17 protein-coding genes and 4 pseudogenes are annotated in these 16248 nt (G+C 56.2%); 9 read left to right on the plus strand and 12 right to left on the minus strand.

The annotated features are described in order from the left end of the window. Window positions 1-21: 21 nt before the first annotated feature. Together dhaL and MW046_RS15585 are read left to right on the plus strand one after the other, a co-directional pair. Window positions 22-690: a dihydroxyacetone kinase subunit DhaL gene (gene dhaL / locus MW046_RS15580; protein ID WP_247995466.1), complete on the plus strand. Its 669-nt coding sequence runs from the start codon at window positions 22-24 to the stop codon at window positions 688-690. Then, the gene (locus MW046_RS15585; RefSeq protein WP_247995467.1) at window positions 690-1070 is read left to right on the plus strand and encodes a PTS-dependent dihydroxyacetone kinase phosphotransferase subunit DhaM; all 381 of its coding nucleotides are present in this window, start codon (window positions 690-692) and stop codon (window positions 1068-1070) included. Before dhaL ends, MW046_RS15585 begins: the two co-directional genes overlap by 1 nt. On the opposite strand, the gene ptsP is transcribed toward MW046_RS15585, so the two are convergent. The 3 genes and pseudogenes from ptsP to MW046_RS15600 form a co-directional block, all read right to left on the minus strand. After that, window positions 1056-2735 (minus strand): phosphoenolpyruvate--protein phosphotransferase, encoded by a 1680-nt coding sequence (gene ptsP, locus MW046_RS15590; RefSeq protein ID WP_247995468.1) that lies wholly within the window; start codon window positions 2733-2735, stop codon window positions 1056-1058. The genes MW046_RS15585 and ptsP overlap by 15 nt on opposite strands. Before the next feature lies 1 nt (window position 2736). After that, window positions 2737-3003, minus strand: coding sequence for a phosphocarrier protein HPr (ptsH1, locus tag MW046_RS15595; RefSeq protein ID WP_247995583.1), 267 nt, complete (start codon window positions 3001-3003; stop codon window positions 2737-2739). Between the two features lie 770 nt (window positions 3004-3773). Beyond that, window positions 3774-4418, minus strand: a pseudogene (locus tag MW046_RS15600) (MFS transporter); the annotation flags it as partial. Between the two features lie 277 nt (window positions 4419-4695). Between MW046_RS15600 and MW046_RS19765 the strand changes: the two are divergent. Both MW046_RS19765 and MW046_RS19770 read left to right on the plus strand, forming a co-directional pair. After that, a pseudogene (locus tag MW046_RS19765) lies at window positions 4696-4896 on the plus strand (DUF7347 domain-containing protein); the annotation flags it as partial. A gap of 203 nt (window positions 4897-5099) precedes the next feature. Further along, window positions 5100-5564: a DUF7351 domain-containing protein gene (locus MW046_RS19770; protein WP_438268211.1), complete on the plus strand. Its 465-nt coding sequence runs from the start codon at window positions 5100-5102 to the stop codon at window positions 5562-5564. 253 nt (window positions 5565-5817) lie between these two features. Here MW046_RS19770 and MW046_RS15605 read toward each other — a convergent pair whose 3' ends face one another. From MW046_RS15605 to MW046_RS15625, 5 genes and pseudogenes are all read right to left on the minus strand, one after another. Further along, window positions 5818-7245 carry a S8 family peptidase gene (locus tag MW046_RS15605; RefSeq protein ID WP_247995469.1) on the minus strand — a complete coding sequence of 476 codons (1428 nt, stop codon included), beginning with the start codon at window positions 7243-7245 and terminating at the stop codon, window positions 5818-5820. 96 nt (window positions 7246-7341) lie between these two features. Continuing rightward, window positions 7342-7536, minus strand: a complete 195-nt coding sequence (locus MW046_RS15610) for a hypothetical protein (protein ID WP_247995470.1) — start codon at window positions 7534-7536, stop codon at window positions 7342-7344. Between the two features lie 62 nt (window positions 7537-7598). Next, entirely contained in the window at window positions 7599-8333 is a 735-nt protein-coding gene (locus MW046_RS15615; protein ID WP_247995471.1) for an MBL fold metallo-hydrolase, read from the minus strand. A gap of 81 nt (window positions 8334-8414) precedes the next feature. Beyond that, a pseudogene (locus tag MW046_RS15620) lies at window positions 8415-8759 on the minus strand (helix-turn-helix domain-containing protein); the annotation flags it as partial. A gap of 467 nt (window positions 8760-9226) precedes the next feature. Continuing rightward, window positions 9227-9364 (minus strand): annotated as a pseudogene (locus MW046_RS15625) (SHOCT domain-containing protein); the annotation flags it as partial. A 1011-nt stretch (window positions 9365-10375) separates the two neighbouring features. Here MW046_RS15625 and MW046_RS15630 point away from each other — a divergent pair. The 4 genes from MW046_RS15630 (at window position 10376) to MW046_RS15645 (ending at window position 12627) form a co-directional block, all read left to right on the plus strand. Beyond that, a complete protein-coding gene (locus MW046_RS15630) occupies window positions 10376-10741 on the plus strand; it encodes a hypothetical protein (RefSeq protein WP_247995473.1) in 366 nt (121 codons plus the stop codon). After that, on the plus strand, window positions 10738-11535 hold the full coding sequence (locus MW046_RS15635; RefSeq protein ID WP_247995474.1) for an ABC transporter permease: 798 nt from the start codon (window positions 10738-10740) through the stop codon (window positions 11533-11535). Before MW046_RS15630 ends, MW046_RS15635 begins: the two co-directional genes overlap by 4 nt. Continuing rightward, complete coding sequence (locus MW046_RS15640; RefSeq protein WP_247995475.1) at window positions 11532-12008, plus strand: hypothetical protein; 477 nt, start codon at window positions 11532-11534, stop codon at window positions 12006-12008. Before MW046_RS15635 ends, MW046_RS15640 begins: the two co-directional genes overlap by 4 nt. 244 nt (window positions 12009-12252) lie before the next feature. After that, the gene (locus MW046_RS15645; RefSeq protein WP_247995476.1) at window positions 12253-12627 is read left to right on the plus strand and encodes a cupin domain-containing protein; all 375 of its coding nucleotides are present in this window, start codon (window positions 12253-12255) and stop codon (window positions 12625-12627) included. Window positions 12628-13269: 642 nt separating this feature from the next. Here MW046_RS15645 and MW046_RS15650 read toward each other — a convergent pair. Then, entirely contained in the window at window positions 13270-14052 is a 783-nt protein-coding gene (locus MW046_RS15650; RefSeq protein ID WP_247995477.1) for a hypothetical protein, read from the minus strand. A 150-nt stretch (window positions 14053-14202) separates the two neighbouring features. Between MW046_RS15650 and MW046_RS15655 the strand changes: the two genes are divergently transcribed. After that, window positions 14203-14463: a hypothetical protein gene (locus MW046_RS15655; protein ID WP_247995478.1), complete on the plus strand. Its 261-nt coding sequence runs from the start codon at window positions 14203-14205 to the stop codon at window positions 14461-14463. Between the two features lie 444 nt (window positions 14464-14907). Here MW046_RS15655 and MW046_RS15660 read toward each other — a convergent pair whose 3' ends face one another. The 3 genes from MW046_RS15660 to MW046_RS15670 all read right to left on the minus strand — a co-directional run bounded on the left by MW046_RS15660 (window position 14908) and on the right by MW046_RS15670 (window position 16244). Further along, entirely contained in the window at window positions 14908-15150 is a 243-nt protein-coding gene (locus MW046_RS15660; RefSeq protein ID WP_247995479.1) for a HalOD1 output domain-containing protein, read from the minus strand. A 61-nt stretch (window positions 15151-15211) separates the two neighbouring features. Continuing rightward, complete coding sequence (locus MW046_RS15665) at window positions 15212-15505, minus strand: DUF7344 domain-containing protein (RefSeq protein WP_247995480.1); 294 nt, start codon at window positions 15503-15505, stop codon at window positions 15212-15214. A 217-nt stretch (window positions 15506-15722) separates the two neighbouring features. Further along, entirely contained in the window at window positions 15723-16244 is a 522-nt protein-coding gene (locus tag MW046_RS15670; protein ID WP_247995481.1) for an Lrp/AsnC family transcriptional regulator, read from the minus strand. Window positions 16245-16248 lie beyond the last annotated feature (4 nt).

A 16248-nucleotide genomic window follows, 5' to 3' on the forward strand; every position in this document is an offset into this window, starting at 1 on the left:
AGCTACGAGTTGGAGGACACCATGGATCGAGCTGATCGACAACATGATGCGGTGTTGGCAGCGATACGGAACGTCGCGGCCCGGCTGGCCGAAGAGAAGGACTACCTGACCGAACTCGATTCGGCGATCGGCGATGCGGATCACGGTACGAATATGAATCGTGGATTCGAGGCAGTCCTCGAGAACATCGAGACGAAACAGGACGACGACGTCGCCGACATCGTCAAGGATGTCGGTATGACGCTCATTTCCGAGGTCGGCGGGGCTGCGGGGCCTCTGTATGGGGGGTCGATGCTGCACGCGAGTGAACAACTAGAGGACGGCTTGACTCGAGAGTCGACGGTCGCGTTCGGAGAGGCGTACCTCGAAAAACTCAGAGACCGTGGTGGAGCGAGCCTCGGCGACAAGACCATGGTTGATGCTGTGACGCCCGCCGTCCACACGTATAAGAAATCGATCGAGGAGGACGACCTGCCGCCCCAAGAGGCACTAGCGAAAGCGGTCGACGCTGCCCGACGGGGGGTAGAGTTCACAGTTCCGATTCGGGCGAACAAAGGGCGTGCCTCCTACCTCGGCTGGCGATCGGTCGGACACCGGGATCCCGGAGCAACGAGTACGTTGTTTATGCTCGAAGCCCTCCTCGAGACGGCGGAGCATCATCTCGATGAGGAAGTCATGGAGGAGTCGTGATGGTCGGTATTCTCGTCGTCTCACACAGTTGGGATGCGGCCGTGGGGATCTGCGATATTGCTGCGGAGATGGGCAGTGAGGACACTGCTATCGTTCCGGTTGGAGGGGGACCGGATGATCGCATCGGGACCGTAGTCGATGACATCACGGCGGCACTCGGGACGATCGAGGACATGGAGGTCGTCGTCCTCGTTGACCTCGGCAGCGCGGTCATGAACGCCGAAGCCGCCATAGAGTCGTTCCAAGGGAAAGCAGTCATTGCCGATGCACCGCTTCTTGAGGGCGCACTCAACGCTACGGTCGAGGCCGCAAGCCCAAAGGCCACGCTCGATTCTGTCGTCAACGCAGCGGAAGAAGCGCGAGAGCTATCCAAGCTGTAGACGATCGCGGATGGCCGCTCGCGTCTCGGCGGTCAACACCGCTCTGGCGAGTGCTCGTGCCGCCTCCGAATCGATCCCAGCGACCGCCGCTTTCACCGACGGAATCGTCACAGCGCTCATGCTGAGTTCGTCGACACCGAGTCCAACGAGCAGTGTCATCAGCTCCGGCTCACCGGCCATCTCGCCACAGACGCCCACCCATGCATCGCTCCGGTGACCTTCACGAACCGTCCGGTCGATAGCCCGTAGCACCGCCGGATAAAGGGGATCGTGCAGATCGGTGACGGTCTCGGTCCCACGGCTCGCCGCCATCACGTACTGTGTGAGATCGTTCGTTCCGATACTCAGAAATTCCACGCGCTCGGCAAGTTCGTGGGCACAGAACACTGCTGCTGGCGTTTCCACCATGACTCCGAGCTCGGGAACGGCGTGTGTAACGTCCTCCCGTTCGAGATCGTTGTCGACCGATGCGACCAGTTCGAGCACCCGATCGAGCTCCGCTACTGTCGTCACCATCGGGAACATAACCCCAAGGTCACCAGCACCGTCCGCAGCCGCCCGCAACAAGGCTCGCAGTTGAGCCTCGAAGAGTGCGGTGTTCTCCTCTAGCGACAGCCTGATGCCGCGAGCACCCAAGAAGGGATTTTCCTCGTCAGGCAGGTCGAGGTAGGAAATCGGTTTATCGCCTCCAACGTCGAGCGTTCTGACGATGACCCGACTGTCTGGAAAAGCCTCGAGTGCTGCGCGATAGGTTTCGTACTGTTCGTCCTCGGTCGGTGGCGTCTCGCGATCAAGAAAAAGGAACTCGGTTCGAAACAACCCGATACCGTCCGCACCGCGCTCGACCGCGGGTGTTAGTTCCTCGATCGTTCCGACGTTCGCCGCAACCTCGATTGCCCGTCCGTCCACGGTCGATACTGGATCCGGTTTGATCTCGACCGTCGCTGTGGCTGCCTGATCGTGTCCTGTGTCCGGATCGATTACCACCGCACCCGCCTCGCCATCCACGAGGACAGTCGTGCCATCGTCGACATCGAACAACGCGTTACCGATGTCGACGACCGCAGGAATGGCGAGCGATCGGGCGAAGATGGCGGAATGAGAAGTGCGGCCCCCACCGACTGTGGCGAGACCCACGACGGCGTCGGGATCGAGCCGGGCAGTGTCGCTGGGTGTGAGATCTTCTGCCACCAGAACTGTTCCCTCGGGGAGCGTCGAGAGGTCAGTGTGCTCGCTGTCAGTCAGTATCCGAAGTAATCGATCGCGGAGATCGCGGAGATCAGCGGCGCGTTCGGCAAACCGTCCCTCCATCCCCTCGAACTGCTCGACGTAAGAATCGAACGTCTCGGCGACAGCCTGTGTCGCCGTCGATCCTTCGTCGACAGCTGCCGTGACGTCCTCGGTGATCTGTGGATCGTCGAGGAATTCCAAGTGGGCCTCGAACACTTCGGCCTCGGCCTCACCGATCCGCTTGGCCGTTCGCTCGCGCTCAGCTGTGAGTTCCTCACGGGCGACATCGCGAGCGTGCTCGAAGGCTGCTAGCTCCGATTCGGGACCGGCCGCCTCCGAGTCTGTAGTCTCAGGAAGCTCAACCGCCGGATCGTACCACTGTACGGTACCGACTCCCGATAGCGGCGTGACGCTGATGCCCGTGAGTGTTCTCATTTTACACCTCCTCGGTCGATAATACGCTCTCAAGAGCGTTGAGAGCTGCCTCAGCGTCGTCACCGTCGGCGACGATGCTCACCGTTTCCCCATGTTCGACGCCGAGTCCGGTAACCGCGAGCATGCTGCGAGCGTTCACGAGGGTTGCACTCTCATCGGCTGGCCCCACGCGAAGATCGCACTCGAACTCGTTCGCTGTCTGGACAAACCGGGATGCAGGGCGTGCGTGAAGTCCGGCCTCCGGAACGACGGTAACGGCTCGATCAATCGGCATTTACGAGTTCTCTTCTTGATACAAGAACTAAACTCTTTGTACCTCAATGCCAGCTTTGTGCTCCATGATATCTCATAGAACCGTTTGGTGTCGTCGACAGGAACGGCCAGTTCTCCCATCGGAGATCTCTGCATGGGACTCTTCGTGCTGTACCGTGCGTCGCACCAATTTCGCGTTCGAGTATGTTTTTCGTCCGGACATGGCTGGAGCTGTTCATCATTCGATTACCCATATTGATTGGTTATCCAACACATACAGCTACGGAACAGATGCTCCGAAAATACAGTGGTCTACAGCAGGATAGATGCGACATCGGTGTAGTAATTTATGTTTACTGCAGTTCATTGGAGATCCTCTGTTACTTCTTAGGATTGAACTCCTATATCAATATATAGATATCATCAGTCTGTGAGAGGTAATGAGTTCGAAGGCAGCTGATGCGAGTGGGATCAATCCGGCCTACGACGAGCAAGACGGGTATGAGAGTCGGTAGCCGCCGGATTAGGAGCCCGAAAAGAGGCGATCAAGCGGCGCGATCTAACGAACTCACTAGGGCCAGCGAACTGATTATGGTCGCCCGACCGGCGGAACCAATGCGGTGGTTGACATATCCACTAGCAAGCGAGCGTGTCGCGTCGAATGTCCCCGAGCAAACACGAACACTGGAAGGGCGAACAATGGAATAATCGTGAGTGACAACAAACCCCCAGCGATGAGCAACGGAACGGCGAAAAACCAGCGACGGTTCCCAACTCGGGTCGCAATCACAGCTGTGTTGTAGCTAATGATCGCAGCGAGGAAGCTGAATGCGGCGTACAGCTAACAAGGGACGTGACGGTACCAGATGCTACGCCAACGTTCACAAGCACAGTCTTCGTGACCGGCTGGACTTGAAGAATGAGCATGTCAATGATGGGGACGAAAAGCATGAGATGGTAGACGATGAACCAGCGAAGCGATGGGTGAGAAAGCGACGTACTAATCATACGGAAGATATCTCCAACACCCAGCGATTGTGACCCGCTCGATCTAGTCGGTTCCGGTAACGGGACGAGGGCGAGAAGACCAAGAGCACTCACAGCAGCCGCGACGAAAAACGGAAACGAGAGATCAATCTGACCCAAATATCCGCCGAGAATCGACTCAACACTTCCGACGAACGATCCGGCTGCTGTTCGTCCCTTGACCGTTGTGAATGCCATGCTGGACGATCGATCGGCGAGCGTATCGTATAACCACGCGTCGTCGCTTCCGGATCGGAAGTTGTACCCCATTGACCAGATAACGTAGAAACCGATCAAGACGGTAAATGTCTCCGTGAGTCCGATACCAATCAGAGCGACTGTGATGAGAGCCGTACCGACCAGCAAACTATTACGACGACCAAGCCGATCTCCAAGATATCCCGTCGGGACTTCACCGAGTACCGTCGTTAGCGCATAGAGTCCTTCGGGGAGTGCGACCTGTGTATGTCAACCCTTGTGCAAGCAGATAGAGAATGAGGATCGGTCGGTAGAACCCGACTGCTTTCGTTGCCTTATAGCAGTAATAGAGCGTAACTGGTCGGTGGGACGGTCGCATACGCTCCCCCTATGAACCCATCAAATGAATGAATTCTGGGTGTATTATTACAAGCATATATCTGACATGAATTCTCAGTAGCGTCTATATCTCTCCACGATAACAGTGTGTATAGATGATAGTTCTGGGATTGGAGATATCTTAGCAGCAGTCGGGAACGAGCGCCGGATCGCAATTCTCTATGAGCTCCAGCAAGCGTATCGCCATGACGAATCTAGTCTTCCATACGCGACTCTCAAGCGACGTGTTGGCATCCGAGATAGTGGGAACTTTAACTATTATCTCCAGAAGCTCGTTGGACGGTTCGTATTCCAGGCAGACGACGGATATGCGCTCACATATGCCGGTTGCAAGATCGTCAGTGCTCTCTCTGCGGGGATCTTCGCTGAACAGGCTGACAAGCGGCGCTTCGATGCTCCGGGAACCTGTTACGTCTGTGGTGAAGCAGCCCTCGTTGCGCGGTACGAACGGAACGTTTGTACATCACCTGTCGAGCGTGCGGTGAGGAAGTGTTCCACGGTCCGTTTCCACCGGCACCCGTTGCTCACCGTGACGATCGCCTCGACGCGTTCGAGGTGGGGTCACGGCGATGGAACGCACTTGTGGCTATGGGTACGTGCCCGGAATGTGGCTCAGAAATGAACACGGCGTTGACGGCTCAGACTCCAATGACGAGTATCGGGAATGTGAGCCATCGATTCTTGTCCACTTGTACGAGCTGCTGGGCACGTGTGTATCTTCCCGTCGGTTGTGCGGTTCGCGATCATCCGTCCGTTATCGGGTTCCACACCTCTCATGGTGTCGAACTCGATACCCAACCGCTGTGGAATCTCTCTTGGGCGCTGAGTCGTGAATACACCACCTTCGATAGCGCTCAGTCCTGTGTTCATCTCCGAATACCAATCGAGACCGATGAACTTCACCTATCAGTCAACGATGGTGGTACTATCGTCTCGATAGCTGAAACTGGGTAGGTCGATTCGTCATGTGTGGTTCCCTGTGAAGTCTGAGCTGTAGATACATATTCAGTGTATACTGTGCATGAGAAAAGCAGCTGCTGGCTTCAGATACCGTGACAGGCGAACGTACCTCATCCGTTCTCGTTCTGAGACTGCGTAACCAGATACGCACTCAACCAGCCTCGATAGCACTCACCAATCGGAACGACTGCACGGGTAACCGCCATGTCACGATCGCATTAGCGGGCCGTATCGACGGTCAGGACGTTCAGGCGCGCTTGACGAGCTGTTTGAGGTTGAGATGACCAGCACCGTGGTAGGCTTTATCGCCGGGAGCGTCGCTAGCAGTCGCTTGGATGAGTGATTCGACTTCCTCGACGCTGGCAGTGGGTCGAAGCGACCGCACCAGCGCGACTGCGCCTGTGACCTGTGGTGCAGCCATTGAGGTACCCGCCTTCCAGCCATAGCCCGAGACAGTGGTGCCGTTCTCGGTGGTTTTGTAGACGGACGAGTAAACGAGATCTCGTTTTGCCCACTCGACACTGTCGAGCGCTTCGAGGTCAGCGTTTCCGCCAGCGGCGCTGACATCGACTGCACTACCGTAGTTGGTGTAAAAGGCCGGTTCGGTCGTCGGCTCCTCTAGTCGGTTGCCTGTGAGCCACTTCGCTTCGTTGGCGCTGTGCTTGCCACCCCACCCACAGCCGATGGGACCGGTCGCCGCCACGCCGAAAATCCCCTCAACCTCGGTCGGGAGCGATAGAACGTTCGTCTTGTCCATATCGAGCGAACTATTGCCCGCGGAATTCACGAAGACCATGCCCTTCTTTCGGACGTACTTCGACAGTCGCTGGTACATCGACTTGATCTCGCGGAGTTCTGGATGCTTCTCGGGATTATGATTCACGTAGCCGACGCTGAAGTTCGCGGCGTCACAGCCCTTGTCCGCAGCATCTGCGAGTGCCGCAATCGTATCCCCGGTCGATGCCTCTTCTCCCTTGACACCGGAGAATACCCGGTGAGCAACAATCTCGGTTTCAGGCGCGGTACCGAGAACACCGCCAGCCGGACCGTCGTTGCTGTTCGTTGCGGCGATGGTGCCAGCGACGTGGGTCCCGTGACTGCCAGCACCATGTGGCCGCCAGTCGTAGCGGTCCGTGGTGAAGTTCTTCGATAGCTCATCGTTGACAACGCCCTGAAGGTCGGGGTGGGCGTCATAGACGCCGGAATCCACGACTGCGACGCGAGTGCCTTCCCCCTTCGTCGTGTCATGAATAAACGTTCCGCCGCCCGGTTTGTCAGTTAGATCACCAACATTTTGAACGCGCTTGTCCCATTGGAGTTCGGTATTGGTGGGCGCTCCGTCGTGGTTATGGCTTCGACTCTTCTCGCTAACCGTTGGGCCGTCGTATTCGACTACTGGACCGGCATCGTGCTGATTGACTTTGATGTCAGGTGTCGTCGCCGCTTTTCCCCCGACAGAATTCGGATCCCCACGGGCAGCCAACAGATCGATTTGGGAGATGTCGTGTATGATGTTGACGTCGCTCGGAATTGCAGACCGCGATACCTCGCGTAGATCGATGAGGAACCGTGAGTTCTCCCCCGTTGCTCCCGCCGTGGTTCCCACACCCGCCGTTGCAGCACCGAGCGTCACACCGGTCAACCGTAGAAACGTCCGTCTATTGTATCGTGCCATTGACAACCAATATGGTGGTAAGTGGCTATTAAGACTTATTATGTGTGTGATCAGTGAACACACATGACGGCTCTGTTGAATCCACGGATGTAGGGATCAGTTGCCGATGGTTTGTTCGAGGTTGTAGACAGCGGCGGTAAGCACCGGTTCGCGAAACTCACGGTACCATGCACGCCCTGACAACGGACCCGTATCGGCGCTTGATGGCCGAGACGGCATTGTCGGCCATCCAACGCTGTCCGTAGAGTCGGTGTCCAACCGTGCCTTGTGAGCGTGATCGTAGTCGCTCAACAGGTTACGGTGCTTTTTGGAATCGTATTAGATGGTTGGGTTTTATTCGTCTGTAGATGAATTTACAAAGTGATTTGTTCTCCGTCATCGGGAACGTGAACACTCTCTGTCGCCGCCCGCAGTTCCTCGCGGGTGAGCAGGCAGTGGTTGATGGCTTCCATGTGCACAACGACAACTTCGGCGTCGGTAGCGTCACGGACGGCAGAGATATCCTCGACGCCCATTGTGATGGGTTCGCCCCGTTCGAACTGCGCTTCCCCACCGTTGAGGACGACCATATCGGGCTCGAACTGGTCGAGCGTCCGTTCGACCGGCTCGTACCAGATCGTATCACCAGCGAGGTACAACGTCTCGTCGCCTTCAAAGACAAACCCAGAAACTGGTCCCATCTCCTCAGCTAACTCTCCGTGGCCGTGGTGGCCGGGCGTCCGGTGGATAGTGATGTCGTCGAAAGATTCTTCATCGTCAACGGGCCGAACGTCAGTGAACCCCTCGTCGGCGAAGGCGTCCGCCTCCTCAGGCTGACAGAACAACGGAACGTCCGCCTCGAGTTCCTCTTTTGCCGCTTCGTCCCAGTGGTCGGGGTGACGGTGGGTGACGACCACGGCGTCGTGGGACAGGTCGACGTCGGGCATTGAGACGAGTGGATTCCTCCGGTCATTCGGCGAATTTGGTGCGGGCGGATTCTCACCCGGTGATGTAAATATTGGGTCGACGAGGAACGTCGTATCACGAATGGTCACGAGGACGGTGGCGTTCCGGACGAGACGAACCGAGATGTCGGAATCGGGTGTCATACGAGCAAGCCTTCGGCCTGCGGAGGGTTGAGAATTACTTCGAAATATTTCAAATGCACCGTGTTCGGATGCAGTAGGTACTCACCGTATGAACTCGATGTCTTCGGGATCGACGTCGGGATCGACGTCCATCGAATCCGCCGCGAACTGTCGTGCCAGCCATGCCTCGGCTCGGTTTAGTCGGTACTGAAACGTCGAGCTCGAGACACCGATGTCGTCTGCGATCTCGGTGACCGACCGCTGCCGTGGAACTTCGTAGTACCCGTGTTCGATAGCGGCTTCGAGCGTCGACTTTTGTTCAGGTGTGAGGTTCTGTCGTACGCGACCGTCTTCGAGTAGACACGGGGGCGTCCCGAGTCGCTCGACGGTAAGAGACAACCCATCTCGAAGATTTCCACGGATGCCATCGTGAATCGCCGCCACTGTGTCGTACTCAGGCAGTCACCACTAGCTCCATCCCAAGAGGCAGTGCTCCCTCGCTCGGTGAACAGGCTTCTCGGTTGAAAAGTCAGGGAGTGACGAGCAACGGACCTACGAATAGCCACGATATCGACCGCCTTCGGGTGGGCAGAAGGATTTCCTTTTCACATACCGTGTAAAACCGGTCACTCTCACAACTGACTCGATCACTACCAGCCCTAGAGCCGTCTCAGAAACCCTCTTTTTGAGACACCGCTATTAACATTCTGCATCATGCTACCTATAGGACTATCTACCGATGCCAACAACGGCCCCGTCAAATCCGGTGATCGACACTACAAAACAACCGTTCTGTTGGATTTCGAGGGCTTCGAAACGGATCGTCCGGAGTAGCCTGCAGCCCTCACTCACATCGAAAACGTGGACCCTCGACACGGTCATCGCCCCGGTGTTCCGACTCGTCTACTTTCTTATTATCGTGCTGTGATGCGATCTTCTGCGTCTTCGAGGGATTCCGTGTCGAGTAACCGTTCGAGTTTCCGTTCGAACTGTTCGTCGGTGAGGTCGCCCGCTGCGTAGCGCTCGCGCAGTCTCTCGAGAGGCGGTTTATCCACATCACCCGTGGTGGATCCTGATGCATTCTTCCTGGTTAATCCCTCATCCCCACACACTGTATAGTCGTCGCGCCTACGCCGGTTCCGTTGCTGCTCCCACCGGTTCTGGGCTGTCTGGCCCATCTTCCGGAATTGGCTCGTTAGTGTCTGGAGTGCTGGCGCGAGATCATATCGCAGTGCGTGGACAGCAATGATGACGGTACTCACGACGCCAAGCACGAGCGTCACAACGAGGAGTGACCCCAGTACGACACCGAGATTCCCCACATTCACGGGCCGAAAAGCAAACGAATAGATGGACAGAAATAGCGTGCTAAAGAGCCCTGCACCCGCGAGTTTCACCAACCCAATCATCCGTTTCTCCCAGCGGCTCGCCCTGAATCGGTCTTCGGTCTGCTGACGTACCTCTGCCGTCGTGCGCAGATCAAGCCGGGTGAGACTACTGACATCGGCTGTGTCCGCGGCGACATCCTGGGCGCGTCCTCGTGCCTCCTGGAGCACCTGATCACGATCGTAGCGATGGAGGTCACAAATCCGCTCTACGATCAGATAGGTGTCTGCCAGTGCCGCTCGCAACTCCTCGTCGACGTCGTCCTCAAAGGCCAGTTCGAGCTGACGATCCGGGTAGTCAGTCAGCAACCGAAAATCATGCATACCCGTCTGCACTCGCTCTCGGATCAGCTGTTGATCGCGGCGTTTTGCGTCCTCATCAAGCTCCTCGAAATCAGATCGAAGACGGCGGCGTTGCGTTTTCGTGAGCAGCGACGCGGATTTGCCTGCCATATATCGCGCATTGTCAGTACAGGCCTTATACTCCGCGATTGTTGCAGATACGAAGCGAGGGGTGTATCGTGATATACCGCGTTGACCGGTGTCTGCTGTCCGGATATACTACTAAGAGGCAGCGGACGAACACCGGGAAATTAGTGGTATACAGCCATATACTAACGAGGTTAGATACGAACTATCTCGTCATTTTAATAGAGTGGTGTGAAAGGAAACAAATGGATGCCAGCGATCGAAACGACAGGATTGACGGAACAGTACGGCGGCGTGACCGCCGTCGCGGATCTCGACCTCGCAGTTGAAGTCGACCGCGTACCGGAGGGGCCGTGCTCGGTTGGTGGCGTGGCTGGCGCGAGCGTCACCGACACGACGGTCATCGTGCAGTGTGGGGATGAGGCGAAGACGGGGGTCCTGACCGTGCTCGATGAGGCGGGAGCATCGGTCCGTGATTTCGAGCTGACGGAGATCTCGCTCGAAGAGCCGTTCATGACGTATACGACAGATCATCCATCAAGCACTGGTGATACTCATCTCGATGACTCACCCACGACCACTGACACGTCTGCCACTGTTGGAGGCCGCCAATGAGCACGCTGACGATCGCCAAGAAAGACTTTCGGGACGGGATTCGTTCACGGGCCCTGTTCGTCGTGACGGGGCTGTTCACGATGTTTACCGCGGTCCTGACGTACTTCTACATCGAATACGGAGCAACAGCCGATGGGAGCTCGCAAGCGACGGCAGTCATCAATTCGCTGAGCGATCCAGTGAGTATCTTCCTACCGCTCCTGGGAACGATGTTGGGCTACAAGGCGGTCGTGGGTGAGCGCGAGTCAGGGAGTCTAAAATTCCTTCTCGGACTTCCCTATACGCGCCGAGATGTGGTGTTCGGGAAACTTCTCGGCTGCGCGAGCATCGTCGCGGTGACGGTGCTCGTTGGGATCATCATCGCCGGGATCATCATCGCTGTACGGGTCGGGACGCTTCCGATCGCTGCGTACACCCGCTTCACGGGCACGATGATCGTGCTCGGGATCGTATTCGTGGCGGTTGCGATCGCGTTTTCAGCAGTGACGTCCTCGACGACGGTAGCGACGTGGGGGGCGGTTGGATTGGTGATCCTATTCACGTTTCTGTGGGACACGGTTCTCCTGGTCGTGAAAGGCTTCGTTGTCACCGACATCGACCGCTCCCCACCTGAGTGGTTTTTCCTCTTCAAGCGCCTCAACCCACGGAATGCTTTCGATGCGGCGTTGGGTGGGGCCAGTGGCCCGACTCCATTCTATCTCGAGCTATGGTTTGGGATCGTAATTTTCGGAGTCTGGCTGGTGGTGCCGCTTGGGCTTGCGTATCTGCGGTTTCAGCGGGAGGATCTTGCATGAACCGACGCATTCTCGCCGGCATTGCCATGCTCGTTGCTGTCTCACTGTTTGTCGCCCCGCTCGTCTCCCCCATTCCGAACCCAGAGACAGATGTGGTGGTGAGTATCGGCCCACCCGAGCCAGATCCTGTCCCAGCAGAGTACGGAAGCGTAGCGAAGACCACGTATCGATATCAGAACCTCCCGGCTGCCGCCCAGGAATTTTTCGATGACCAGGTCTCAACTGACTCCAGGGAATTGATCGTCCCGACTGAGGTTCCAGCACCATGGGCTCCGCCTAGCAAGGCCACTGCGGCTTCCATTGCGAATAATAGCGGACAAGTGCTGAAAAAGGGACAGTACTATCCTATGTATATCGGTACCTACACTCCACAACCACCGCTCTTGGCGGCCATACCGCGGTTTGGGGCCCTAGTTGGAGCGATCGGGTCGGGAACTATCAGTGGCTATTTCATCCTCACAGCCGAGGATTGAGAGACGGCCCCCAGACGTACAGGTAGGTACCTGAGATCAGGCAGGCGGATCGAGACCGTCGGAATGCTTCGCCACGGTCAGGATCTTCTGCTGTACGCGACCCTCGAAGACGAGTGGGAAGGGGAAGAAACTGAAAGATTCTGATGAATGGATTATAGTATAAATATGTGGAAATAAACCATTCATTACGGGTTGGGACTCACCTGCTCCGAATCTATTTGTCTGATCGACCTGTACCCCGTTCATGGAGAAAGTCAACCTCGCAGAGGCGTTTGCCTCATTCAACGAGCAGTGGGCCCCGAAGCTGGTAGGCGAACTCAATGGTCAAGCGGTCAAACTCGCCAAGGTCGAAGGGGAGTTCGACTGGCACTATCATGACGATGCTGATGAACTGTTTCTCGTGACAGCAGGTGAGGTTCAGATCGAGCTTCGAGATGAGCCGGATGTGACACTCCAGGAGGGTGAGTTCGCGATCGTCCCATCTGGGGTTGAACATCGTCCAACGGCTGACAGTGAGGCCGAAATCATGCTGTTCGAACCGATCGAAACCCGTAACACGGGCAACGTCGAAACCGAGCGAACACGAACGGAGCTCGAACAAATCGAGGACTCTCTCTGAAAAGCTACCTATCTCGGTAGCTTCGCTGATCGTTCTGCACGAGACGGACGACATGACTGCGTGAATACCGAGGAGAACGACGAAGGGAGCCTTAGCCTCACTGTCGATGAGCGTTCGCAGAGTAGCCAGCAGAACAGACCACGCGCAGAAATCCCGTCTATATCTTCACCTTGTTGCGAGAACGACTTAAATGGTCAACGGTTGCGTCCACGTGATCGATCACTGCGCATCCTGAATGGTCTCGGAAACGCATCTTTCTGATCCGGATCATCTCGCTTTCCCCTGTCAGCAATCCCGCGTCTTTATATAGTCGATCCAATCGGAGCGAGTATCACCGCCATCCTGTGATGCGATCAACCGCGACGCCCGCCACCACCGTCGCGCGTACGGATTGTGGCCACCAGAGCAAGGCTGCTGCAAACGCAGCCGTCAATATCGCTACCCGCTGACTACCGAACTCTCATCCCAGTGTGGGATATTGCACCACCCGAAAGTAGTGGGGTATGAAGACAGTCGTCCTCCAGCCAGACAGGCAGAGTGAACCGCACGCGGACGATCAGCGAATTCATACGGTTGGTCGGCGGCATTTCGCCACCATGAGATCACGACGACAACAGTAGAAACGACGTACAACCGAACGTCTCAGTCCTGAGTGAGTCTGTATAGGTATACAAATAAGATGCCAGCGATGAAAACCATACACAGCGCAGCGATGAGGGTGCGATACATACTACTCCAGACATCGTTCAGTTCAGCCATCAGCGTGGCGTCATTCGAGTCCGACTGAGGAGATTGGTCGTCGATAAACGTGACACGTGTCGAGCGGTCGATGTGCTCGGTGGTTCTGTTGCCGTGCCACCGGACGGCGGCGTCGGATCCCGTCGCTGACGCGTAGTCGCCCGTGACCGTATAGCCGTTCGGGGCGCGAAGCACAACCGTGTCTGCACCGGGATACGGCGTCCCTTCGCCGCCCATAACGAACGGGGACTGAGGCTCGGTAGCATGGAACCGAGTAAAAACGATAGTATCATCATGTGTCTCAGCAGCACCGGGATCACGATACGAGACGGTAAGGGTCTGGCCCGAGAGATGACTGGTCACATGAGTTGGTTCAGCAACCATTCGAGCGCGATCGAAGACGTTCGAAACGACGGCTCTCCGCAGTGAATCGTTCCGAAGGGCGCTGGCACCATCTGAGAGTTGCACGGTCGCCGTCCACCGGGTGGAGGTGTTCTCATAGACCTGAATCACTAGCTTTGACTGTCCTCGAGTAAGCGTCACTCCCTGATCAGCAGCAGCCTGATCGAGAGCGTCAGTACAGATCCCACACGCCGCTTGGGGGGGAGCACGTGCTAACCCGGGAGCAGTACATCCGACGGTAAGGATCAAGAGAATCCCCACGAGGACAGCTTTTTGTCGAGACATAGTACTTTCTCGTTCCTCTATCAATAAAAATATACAGTACATGCCATATCGCCTCGCACTGGCGAGTGGCCCCAGTATGCTCCACGTCGGCAGCTCCGCTGTCCAGTACCACTTACGCATCGGGACTGTCCTTGCAGAGCTGTGGATCGTTTGGCAGGTGACATCGGTACCGAAGATCTCACTGGCAAGTGTGGCGATCTCGCCGTAGTTCAGTCCCTTTTCGCGCCATTCATAGACATGGTCCAGCTCGTCCGCATCGGGTTTCTTGGGCCGACCGATCGGTTTGCCTTCCTCCTTGCACCGTTGGACCATCTCGGTCGCGCGCTCAATACCCGCGAGCGCGCTGATACCATGTCCTACCGGCGCAAAAACCACTCGACCACGAACAGACAGGGTAAGGGGTGGGCTTGACTCTCCCTCCCGTGCCCGCCAGACGACAGGTGGTGGGGAGTGTTCAGCGTCCAGATCGATTGCAACCACGCCCGAGAGTTCAGTGTTGTCGTGCGCAGTCGTGCGGCGATCCACGCCAATGTATCGGGTTCGATCGGCAATTACCCAGTCCCCCTCAAGTGGGAAGTACTTCCTGATCGGTGTGCGTGCCAGAAGATATCGCTGTCGAACACCTCCCTGACGCTGCCCAGGGGGTCGTTGGCGACATCCTTGAGAAGTATGCGAGCGTCTCAGCCGACACTGACGGAGCGCTCATAATTCGTCAGGTCTTAATTCGAACGAAAGGTATGCAGCAGTTCTATCCTCCGGGATTGTGGTATATGGTCTCTGGAAAGTCAACAAGCTAATTCATCAGATAGGTAATACATAGATATATTACTGTCGGACATCTTTTTGTGGATTCATCTATGCTTCGACTGAAACATCGCCTTCGGCAGTCACGGTTATGGAGTAGCCACAGTAGTTAAACGTCACCTTCCCGTCCGTCCCGTCTCTGTCTACGAACAGAACATCCAGAGCGTCAGGGTTGAGGACCTCGTACAATGGCTCTGAAAGTTCTGTCGGGTGAATATTCATCTCTGTGGCGACTGCCTCGATAACGTTCCTGCTGAGCGATTCATCGACGGAACGTGGTGGCGATGGACTCATGTATTGATTTAGAAGGACAACTGTATACCACTACTGGTCGCCTAGACAGTATTGAAGGTACTCAACACTCACCGGAGTCGTTCACCCATTTAAGTAGTGGGCGAAGCTCCCTAAACTGTGGTCCCTTGATGATCTCGTTCCTATTCTCATCCCATTGAATAAATCCGTAGTCTTCGAGTTTTGGAAGATGGGTATGGTACATCGCTATCTGCAACTGCCGGTCAGCGTCCGCTTGCTCTGTCTGCCCATCTGCGGTGCTCTGGTTCGTGACGCTCTGTGGGTTGTGTTCGAGCAGGTCAAGTAGCAGTTCTCGACGGTGTTCGTCTCTGAGCGCGTCAAAGATGTTGTCATTCATTGTGGCCCCAAGAAGTGTACCCTGAAGGCTAACCATCCATCAGGATCTCTTCACACTAGTGAGAGGACCGGCACGCAGATAAGATTGTTGTAAACGTAGACGATCAAATGCGGATTTTCGCAGAATACGCGTGATGAAATTGTGATTTCCATATTAGGTGATGTGAGAACACGAAAATTTGCGCCCTATTCTGTGGAATCTCGAACTCAGCCATAGCTCACTCAGTCGGTAGCTCTTCGTCTGCTATGTTGTCTGTGCGTGCATCTGTCTCCTCAGTACCTTGCAGGAAGAAGTGGTTAAACGGTTGGACGTGGCGCTGTCGCATCATCTCTGACGACTCGATTTCTACCCCAAGGTCGTGGATCGTGTCGGTGACTGTGGTAATGTCGTCTGTACTGGTACCGACCACATCGACATGGATATTTCGTCGGCCAGTCAACATCTCACGAACATCTATCACGCCCTGAATTTCGCGGATTTTCTCGGAGAACTCAACGAGGTTGGTTGGTGTCGCGGAGATGACGAACGTCACTTGCAACGGCAGATTCGCCGCTTCGTAATCGATCTCAGGATGATAGCCTTTGATGATCCCATCGTCTTCGAGTCGATCGATTCGATTGCGAATCGTGCTGGCCGACACGCCGACCTTGTCAGCCATCTCTTCGGCTGTCGTCCGACGGGCGTTCCGCTGAAGCAGGTAGAGGATACTGCGGTCCACGTCGTCCAAATCGCGTCCCATAGGG

The sequence above is a fragment of the Halocatena salina genome (assembly GCF_023115355.1).
Classification (GTDB): Archaea; Halobacteriota; Halobacteria; order Halobacteriales; family Haloarculaceae; genus Halocatena; species Halocatena salina.